General features: G+C 43.7%; 10 protein-coding genes. 1 reads left to right on the top strand and 9 read right to left on the bottom strand.

Annotated features, from left to right (window positions below; translation table 11 throughout):
* Nucleotides 1-118: 118 nt before the first annotated feature.
* The 8 genes from fdx to trmJ all read right to left on the bottom strand — a co-directional run bounded on the left by fdx (nucleotide 119) and on the right by trmJ (nucleotide 6568).
* On the bottom strand, nucleotides 119-454 hold the full coding sequence (gene fdx / locus PR808_RS09645) for an ISC system 2Fe-2S type ferredoxin (protein ID WP_206082460.1): 336 nt from the start codon (nucleotides 452-454) through the stop codon (nucleotides 119-121).
* Between the two features lie 2 nt (nucleotides 455-456).
* Nucleotides 457-2307 carry a Fe-S protein assembly chaperone HscA gene (hscA, locus tag PR808_RS09640; protein ID WP_206082461.1) on the bottom strand — a complete coding sequence of 617 codons (1851 nt, stop codon included), beginning with the start codon at nucleotides 2305-2307 and terminating at the stop codon, nucleotides 457-459.
* Between the two features lie 12 nt (nucleotides 2308-2319).
* Nucleotides 2320-2841 carry a co-chaperone HscB gene (gene hscB, locus PR808_RS09635; protein ID WP_206082462.1) on the bottom strand — a complete coding sequence of 174 codons (522 nt, stop codon included), beginning with the start codon at nucleotides 2839-2841 and terminating at the stop codon, nucleotides 2320-2322.
* A gap of 95 nt (nucleotides 2842-2936) precedes the next feature.
* A complete protein-coding gene (iscA, locus tag PR808_RS09630) occupies nucleotides 2937-3260 on the bottom strand; it encodes an iron-sulfur cluster assembly protein IscA (protein WP_047756461.1) in 324 nt (107 codons plus the stop codon).
* Nucleotides 3261-3469: 209 nt separating this feature from the next.
* Nucleotides 3470-3856, bottom strand: coding sequence for a Fe-S cluster assembly scaffold IscU (gene iscU, locus PR808_RS09625; RefSeq protein WP_206082463.1), 387 nt, complete (start codon nucleotides 3854-3856; stop codon nucleotides 3470-3472).
* A 24-nt stretch (nucleotides 3857-3880) separates the two neighbouring features.
* Nucleotides 3881-5095, bottom strand: coding sequence for an IscS subfamily cysteine desulfurase (locus PR808_RS09620; RefSeq protein WP_225819018.1), 1215 nt, complete (start codon nucleotides 5093-5095; stop codon nucleotides 3881-3883).
* Nucleotides 5096-5219: 124 nt separating this feature from the next.
* Complete coding sequence (iscR, locus tag PR808_RS09615; RefSeq protein WP_206082465.1) at nucleotides 5220-5717, bottom strand: Fe-S cluster assembly transcriptional regulator IscR; 498 nt, start codon at nucleotides 5715-5717, stop codon at nucleotides 5220-5222.
* Between the two features lie 119 nt (nucleotides 5718-5836).
* Entirely contained in the window at nucleotides 5837-6568 is a 732-nt protein-coding gene (gene trmJ / locus PR808_RS09610) for a tRNA (cytosine(32)/uridine(32)-2'-O)-methyltransferase TrmJ (RefSeq protein WP_206082466.1), read from the bottom strand.
* Between the two features lie 123 nt (nucleotides 6569-6691).
* On the opposite strand from trmJ, the gene suhB reads away from it, so the two are divergent.
* Nucleotides 6692-7495 carry an inositol-1-monophosphatase gene (gene suhB, locus PR808_RS09605; RefSeq protein ID WP_206082467.1) on the top strand — a complete coding sequence of 268 codons (804 nt, stop codon included), beginning with the start codon at nucleotides 6692-6694 and terminating at the stop codon, nucleotides 7493-7495.
* 51 nt (nucleotides 7496-7546) lie between these two features.
* Here suhB and PR808_RS09600 read toward each other — a convergent pair whose 3' ends face one another.
* Entirely contained in the window at nucleotides 7547-8563 is a 1017-nt protein-coding gene (locus PR808_RS09600; protein WP_241016771.1) for a zinc-binding alcohol dehydrogenase family protein, read from the bottom strand.
* Nucleotides 8564-8670 lie beyond the last annotated feature (107 nt).

The raw sequence follows: 8670 nt of genomic DNA, 5'->3' as shown, positions 1-8670 counted from the left end.
AGATAATTCACGTTGTAGCTAGGCGGCAAATTGCGCTAATCCCTAGGAGCATACAAAAGTATGTGACTAGGGTTAGCGAAAGAAGCCAACAACGCTACGGCGTGAAGTATGACAAAAATCAGTGTTCGCGGGCGTGATTGATAGTATATTTAGGCAGCTCCACCACTAAGTCCTCATCCGCTACCATTGCTTGGCAACTCAGTCGGCTTTCAGGTTCTAGGCCCCATGCTTTATCCAGCATGTCGTCTTCTAATTCACTGCTTTCTTCTAGAGAATCAAAGCCTTCGCGCACTATACAATGGCAGGTTGTGCAGGCACAGGATTTCTCGCAGGCATGTTCCAGTTCGATACCGCTACGCAGTGCCACGTTTAAAATCGACTCACCCTCTTGTGCTTCAACTACAGCACCGTCTGGACATAAATCACTATGAGGTAAAAAAACTATTTTAGGCATAATTATATCTCATCCACAGAATGGCCTGACAACGCTTGGCGAATAGATGCATCCATTCGACGCGCAGCAAAATCCTGCGATTGCTTATCCAGTTGTTTAATGGCATTTTCAATTGCGATGGGGTCAGTACCCTCAACCGCTTTAATTAACTCATTGACCGCATTATCAATTTCTGACTCTTCGTTTGGCGTCAGTAAATTTGCATCTTGGGCTAATGCGCTCGTTAAACTTTCAAGCACTCTTGCCGCTTCAACTTTTTGCTCCGCTAGGCGGCGCGCAGTTAAATCATCTTGCGCGTTAGTCATTGAATCTTTAATCATGTTTGAAATTTCATTGTCTGTTAAACCATAGGATGGCTTAACTTGAATTGAGGCTTCTACTCCCGTGGATTTTTCCATGGCGCTCACGCTGAGCAGGCCATCGGCGTCCACTTGGAATGTGACACGAATATGCGCACCACCTGCCGCCATAGCGGGGATATCACGCAGAGTAAAACGCGCTAAAGAACGGCAATCTGCCACCATTTCACGCTCACCTTGTACCACATGAACACTCATTGCAGTTTGACCATCTTTGAATGTTGTGAACTCTTGTGCGCGGGCAACTGGGATAGTGGTATTGCGTGGTATAACTTTTTCCACTAACCCCCCCATGGTTTCTAAACCAAGGGAAAGAGGGATCACATCCAGAAGCAGCATGTCACTGTCAGGCTTATTACCCACTAAAATATCGGCTTGGATAGCCGCGCCAATGGCGACAACTTTATCAGGATCGATGGAGGTCAGTGGTGTTTTACCAAAAAACGCCCCCACTTTTTGACGCACAAGTGGCACACGCGTCGAACCACCGACCATCACGACATTTAGCACTTCATCCGCTTCTACGCCCGCGTCTTTTAATGCACGACGGCATGCCATTAACGTGCGCTTAATATGCGTTTCAATCAATGCTTCAAATTGTTCGCGATGAATTTTCCCCTGCCAACTAGCCAGCTCAATAGTGGCTGTGTCTGCATCACTCAATGCAATTTTTACGTCAGTGGCAATATTCAATAACTGGCGATTTAAATGGTGGTCACCTTGCAGTGAAACACCGGCTTGGTCGGCAATCCACTGCGCAAGAACGTGGTCAAAATCATCACCACCAAGCGCTGTATCGCCTCCCGTGGCTAATACTTCAAACACACCACGACTTAAACGTAAGATAGACACGTCAAATGTGCCGCCACCGAGATCATAAACTGCGATTACCCCTTCTTGCCCTGAATCTAAACCATAGGCAATTGCAGCGGCGGTCGGCTCATTAAGCAAGCGCAACACATGCAGCCCCGCAAGGCGAGCCGCATCTTTGGTTCCTTGACGCTGCGCATCATCAAAATAGGCGGGCACCGTGATCACCACGCCATCCATTTCTCCGCCAAGGGTATTTTCTGCGCGTTTTGCCAGTGTTTTTAAGATATCGGACGACACTTGAATAGGGTCAACTTGCCCTGTCGCTGTATGGATGAACGGTAATCCGTTTTCACTCGCGGTTAATTGATAAGGCAAATCAGGGTAGCGTTTTTGAATATCAGCCAATGAACGTCCCATCATTCTTTTTACAGAAATAATGGTATTCACGGGGTCTTGTTCTGCAAGTTGCTTTGCATCCCAACCTACACGCTTATCCGTAGTTTGGTAATTGACGATAGAGGGCAGCAAAACACGCCCTTGGCTATCTGGTAGTGCGGCTGCTTCACCACTACGTACCGTGGCGATCAACGAGTGCGTCGTACCTAAGTCGATACCCGCCGCCAATTTGCGTTGGTGCGGCGCAGCGGTCATACCTGGTTCACTGATTTGTAATAAGGCCATAATCGTTTTCTCTTAAAATTCGTCCAGTAACCGTTCTTCGAGCTGCTCAGCTTGTTGCTGTAACTTATCGAGAAAACGCAGCTTACGCACAGTATCAGCGGCTTTTTCCCACTGCATCGCATCTAATTCGTTGACCATTAGCAAGTTTCTATCTTGCTGCATTTTTTTGACGTTCTTCATAAACACCGCCAATAAGTCAAGCGAATTGGCATTGTTTTCGATATTGTCGAGCTCTTCACGTAGCTCAAGTTGTTCCATCAGAAATACAGTATCATGCATAGTATGTTGTTCATTATTAATATCGAAACCATGCAATGAAAGCAGGTATTCCGCGCGTTTTAGCGGATGACGTAAAGACTGGTAAGCCGCGTTGATCGTGGCGGCTTTTTGAAGGGCTTGCATTTTTTCCTGCTCAGAGGAGGCAGCAAAACGATCAGGGTGGTATTGACGCTGTAAATCTTGAAAGCGCTGTGTGAGTTGTTCGCTATCAATTGCGTAATTTTGGGTTAACCCAAAGAGAGTAAAATAATCCATAAGTGCTTAGTGTCTCGAACCGGTTACCAATGCAACAAACACGTTGTTTAACAGTATCAGCTACATTGGTCGAAAATCATGCGTTTATGAAGGCATTATACGTGAAAACTTTCACCGCATCCGCATTCGCTATTGACGTTAGGGTTATTGAATTTAAACCCTTCGTTTAAGCCTTCTTTGACGAAATCCAGCTCGGTACCATCTAGATAAACGATGCTTTTACCATCGACAATGACTTTTACACCTTTATCTTCGAAAACTGTGTCTTCTTCATTGATTATATCAGCGAACTCAAGAACATATGCCATTCCTGAACAACCTGAAGTTCTTACACCTAAACGCAAGCCTTCACCTTTACCGCGATTTTGCAGGAAAGATTGAATACGCAGCGCTGCACTTTCTGTAAGAGAAATAGACATTGCAAACCTCACTTTAGAAACAAACAAGGCAGATGCTACACAATTGTCGCATCCGCCTTCAAATTATTTTTATACCTTTCACCCCGTTGATAAGTAATCACTTACTTAGCGATATTCAACATGTTGGATGAGCGATATTTTGACCAGATATAGGGCGGTAACTTTTTGTTATTTATTAATATGGGTTGCCCTATAAACTGATTGAAACCTTATTTGCTTTGGCGTTTGCTTTTGTAATCTGCAATAGCAGCTTTAATTGCATCTTCTGCCAAAATTGAGCAGTGAATTTTCACTGGCGGCAATTCTAACTCTTCTGCAATCGCTGTATTTTTGATTGACTCCGCTTCGTCTAAGCTTTTGCCTTTCATCCACTCAGTCACCAGTGAACTTGATGCAATTGCTGAGCCGCAACCGTAAGTTTTAAAGCGTGCATCTTCAATAATGCCGTCATCGCTAACTTTGATTTGCAGCTTCATGACGTCACCACAAGCAGGTGCACCTACCATCCCACTGCCGACGCTTGGATCGCTGTTGTCGAATGAACCAACGTTGCGTGGGTTTTCATAATGATCGATAACTTTTTCACTGTAAGCCATTTTTAAACTCCTGAAACCGTCTGATTAATGGTGAGACCATTCGATGCTGTTAAGATCTACGCCGTCTTTAAACATTTCCCATAAAGGAGACAGCTCGCGTAAGTGGCCAATTGCGCCATGAATCATTTTGATTGCATAGTCAATTTCTTCTTCTGTCGTGAAACGACCTAAAGAGAAACGGATTGAGCTGTGTGCTAGCTCATCATTCATCCCTAAAGCGCGCAGTACATAAGAAGGTTCTAAGCTTGCAGAAGTACATGCAGAGCCTGAAGATACAGCCAAATCTTTTAATGACATCATCAGTGATTCACCTTCAACATAGTTGAAGCTGACGTTCAGAATGTGCGGCGCACCGTGTTCCAAATCACCATTGAGGTAAACTTCTTCGATATCTTTAATGCCATTCCACAGACGTAAACGCAGGCCACGCAGACGTTCAGATTCCGCTGCCATTTCTTCTTTAGCGATACGGTAAGCTTCACCCATGCCCACGATTTGATGTACAGGTAATGTCCCTGAACGCATACCGCGCTCATGACCGCCACCGTGTTGTTGTGCTTCAAGGCGAATACGCGGTTTACGGCGAACATACAGCGCACCGATACCCATAGGGCCATACAATTTGTGTGCAGAGAATGACATTAAATCCACTTTTAACGCACTTAAGTCGATAGGTAATTTACCCACGCTTTGTGTTGCATCCACGTGGAAAACGATGCCTTTGCTACGGCATAATTCACCGATAGCCTCGATATCCTGAACCACACCGATTTCGTTGTTCACATGCATGATAGAAATCAGAATGGTTTCTTCGCGAATAGCGTCAATTAGGTCTTGCATCGCAATTAAGCCATTGCTTTGTGGTGACAAATAGGTCACTTCAAAGCCTTCACGTTCTAATTGGCGACAAGTGTCTAAAACGGCTTTATGTTCCGTTTTACAGGTAATAATGTGGTTGCCTTTCTTTTTATAGAAATTCGCTGCGCCTTTAATGGCTAAGTTATCAGACTCCGTTGCGCCTGACGTAAAGACGATTTCACGCGGGTCAGCACCCACTAATTCAGCGATTTGGTTGCGTGCAATATCAACCGCCTCTTCGGCTTGCCAGCCAAAGCGATGAGAACGGGATGCAGGGTTACCGAAGTTCCCATCCATTGTTAAGCATTGCATCATTTTTTCAGCCACACGCGGGTCAACCGGTGTTGTTGCTGAATAATCAAGATAGATTGGTAATTTCATTGCTCACATACTCCAAAGGACAAGCTAACTTGCCTTTAATTTTTTAAAGACACCGATGGCGGAACTTAGCTCTTCGTCTAGGCACTCACTACTCGGTATCGACTGCAATTTTTAATATAATATTTTAAGCACGTACATTGATAATGGATTCAGGCGTGATGCCGTTTGGCATACTTTTACGTTGTTCATTATCTTGTCTATCAGCCACAACCATCACTTCTTGATTTTTCACGAGCTCATCAAGACTGATGCTGCTAAGGAAACTGGTGATTCTGTCACTTAAGTCACGCCATAATGCATGCGTTAAACAGCGGTCGCCGTTTTGACAACCTTCTTTATTACCTTGGCAACGGGTTGCATCAACCGATTCATCAACCGCAGCGATTACCTCAGCAACAAAAATTTGGTCAGCGTCTCTACCAAGCAAATAACCACCGCCCGGACCGCGAACGCTAGAAACTAGCTCGTTTTTACGTAAACGAGAGAAAAGTTGCTCAAGATAAGAGAGGGAAATTCCCTGACGTTCAGAAATATCAGCTAAAGGTACTGGACCAGACTGAGAGTGTAACGCGACATCTAACATCGCAGTTACTGCGTAACGTCCTTTGGAAGTGAGTCTCATAACATATTACTCCGTGGTAAAATATGGCTGAATTGTGACATTCCTGAGTAATTTAGTCAACTATTTACCTGACTATTTTACTCAAGTATTATTCACTGACTTTCACCACGGATTTCGCCTCACTTTTTCGCCCATTTTTCCATCGACGTTAAGATACCGCGCAGAATGTGTAGCTCTTGGGTTTCAATGTGCGCACGAGTAAATAAACGACGTAACTTATTCATAATTAAGCCTGGATGCGCTTTGCGAATAAAGCCCGATTCATTTAATACGCTTTCAAGGTGCACATAAAAACGTTCAACATCTTCAGAGGGGGGATATTCTACCTCATCATCATTTGAGGTCACGGGATTTTTTTCATCCATGGCTAAATACGCCATACGGATCTCATAACTGACCAATTGTACCGCCATAGCAAGGTTTAAAGAACCATACTCAGGGTTAGTTGGGATATACAAGTGATACTGGCATTTTTGCAATTCTTCGTTGGTCAAACCAACACGTTCACGACCAAAAACAATCGCGACTGGCGATTCTTTTGATTGCTCAACAGATTTTACACCACATTCCCGTGGCTCAACCATCGGCCAAGACAACGTCCGCGAACGTGCGCTGGTACCAATCACCAACTTACATCCTTCAAGGGCTTCATCTAACGTTTTGACGATGGTCGCGTTACCAATAACATCGCTCGCACCTGCAGAAAGTGCGATTGAATGCGAGTCAGGTTCAACAAGAGGGTTGACGAGGTACAGATTTGAAAGCCCCATGGTTTTCATTGCACGGGCGGTGGAACCCATATTGCCTGTGTGTGAGGTCTCAACAAGAACGATACGAATATTTTCTAGCATGGTTTATACGTTTAATGAAAAAATTATCGGCATAGCTTAACACAAAATTGCTTATTGTGACGAACATCTATATACTTCTGCTCTCAAGTTTTTTGTTCTTTAACATTCCAGTGGAAAAAGCCCATGCATCCGATGCTTAACATCGCCATACGTGCCGCACGTAAGGCCGGTAATCACATAGCTAAAAACTATGAAATGCCTAGCAATATTAAAGTCACTCAGAAAGGAACGAACGATTTCGTTACTAACGTTGACCAAGAATCTGAGCAATTAATTATTGAAATCATCCGTAAGTCTTATCCAGACCACACAATTATCACTGAAGAAAGTGGTGAATTATTAGGTAAAGATGATGATGTTCAATGGGTAATCGATCCACTGGATGGCACTACCAACTTCACAAAACGTCTCCCTCACTTCTCTGTTTCTATCGCTGTACGCGTTAAAGGCCGTACTGAAGTTGCTGTGGTTTACGATCCAATGCGCAATGAATTATTCAGTGCCGTCCGTGGACAAGGCGCGCAATTGAACGGTTACCGCGTCCGTATTGATGAGAAACGTGACCTTGACGGTGCTATCGTTGCAACAGGCTTCCCATTCAAACAAAAACAACACGCACCTGTATTTATGAACATCATGACAGCGATGTTTGATAAATGTGCGGATTTCCGTCGTACAGGTTCTGCTGCATTAGACTTATGCTATGTGGCTGCTGGCCGTGTCGATGCGTATTTTGAAATCGGTTTAAAACCATGGGATTTTTTAGGCGGCGAGCTCATCATGCGTGAAGCTGGTGGGATTATGACTGACTTTATCGGTGGCCATAACTATTTAGCTTCTGGTAACTTAGTTGCAGGTAGCCCACGCGTTGTTCGCGATATGCTGTCCATCATGAAAGATGAATTATCTGAAGCGTTAAAACGTTAATTTCTCTTTTCGTTAAAGCCCACTTCATATGTGGGCTTTTTTGTAGCCATTTTAAAATAAAATAACACCTTTGATTAAGTCACGATTATTGATAACATCTTGCTCATAACGCTCGCCAATGGAATCAAAATCAAACTGATGAGTCAGCATCATTTCACTTGATATTTTACCTTCAGCCATCAGTCTAGCAACTTTATTAAAGTCTTCAGGGGTCGCATTACGACTGCCCATCATTGTGGTTTCTTTTTTATGAAAATCAGGGTCAGAGAATGAAAGGTTGCCTTTGAATAACCCCACAAAAATAACTTGCCCACCATGACGAATTAAATTAACGGTATTATTCATCGCATGCGGGTTACCCGTGGCATCAATCAATTTTTCGGCTAACATCCCGCCAAAATAGGCTTCAATGACGGCCAGATAGTCCTCAGAAGCAGGATCACAGGTTTTTACACCTAATACTTTTTCAACATGTTGGCGTCTTGCCAAGCTAGTATCAGCAACAAGAACATTTGCTCCATCTGCTTTTGCAATAGCTGCAACGCCAAGACCAATAGGCCCCGCACCGACTACAAGAATGGCATCATTTGGTTTAATTTGTGCTCGTCTCACCGCGTGGGCACTAATAGCGAAAGGTTCAATTAACGCCCCATCGATATCAGACACGCTGTCTTCAATGGCTAATATATTTTTTTCAGGGACATTCAGATATTCACAAAACCCACCATCTTCGTGCACACCAATCACTGAAATTTTTTCACAACAATTGGTTTTCCCGCTTTTACATGCACCACATTCATAGCATGCCACATAAGGCATTACAGCAACACGCTGCCCCACTTTCCATTGTTTTACATCATCAGCAACTGCACAAATAGTCCCCGAAATTTCATGCCCTAAGACACGTGGGTACTGAAAAAAGGGCTGATTCCCTCCCCACGCATGAATATCTGTTCCACAAATTCCTACCGCATGTATCTTTATTTTGACTCGCCCAGCCTTAACAACAGGTTCTTCCACTTGCTGGTAAACTAATTTTTTTGGTTCCTGACAAATCAATTGCTTCATATCACCCTCCATCAATTAATCCGTCTTTTTTAATTTAAAAAACATAAATTAGGTATTAAACAACTAATTTTTGTGATTAAATGTTTTCAAATCGGTATTAAATCGGT

It is taken from the genome of Providencia sp. PROV197 (assembly GCF_028479625.1).
GTDB lineage: Bacteria > Pseudomonadota > Gammaproteobacteria > Enterobacterales > Enterobacteriaceae > Providencia > Providencia vermicola.
This window is presented reverse-complemented; position numbering and strand designations above follow the sequence as displayed.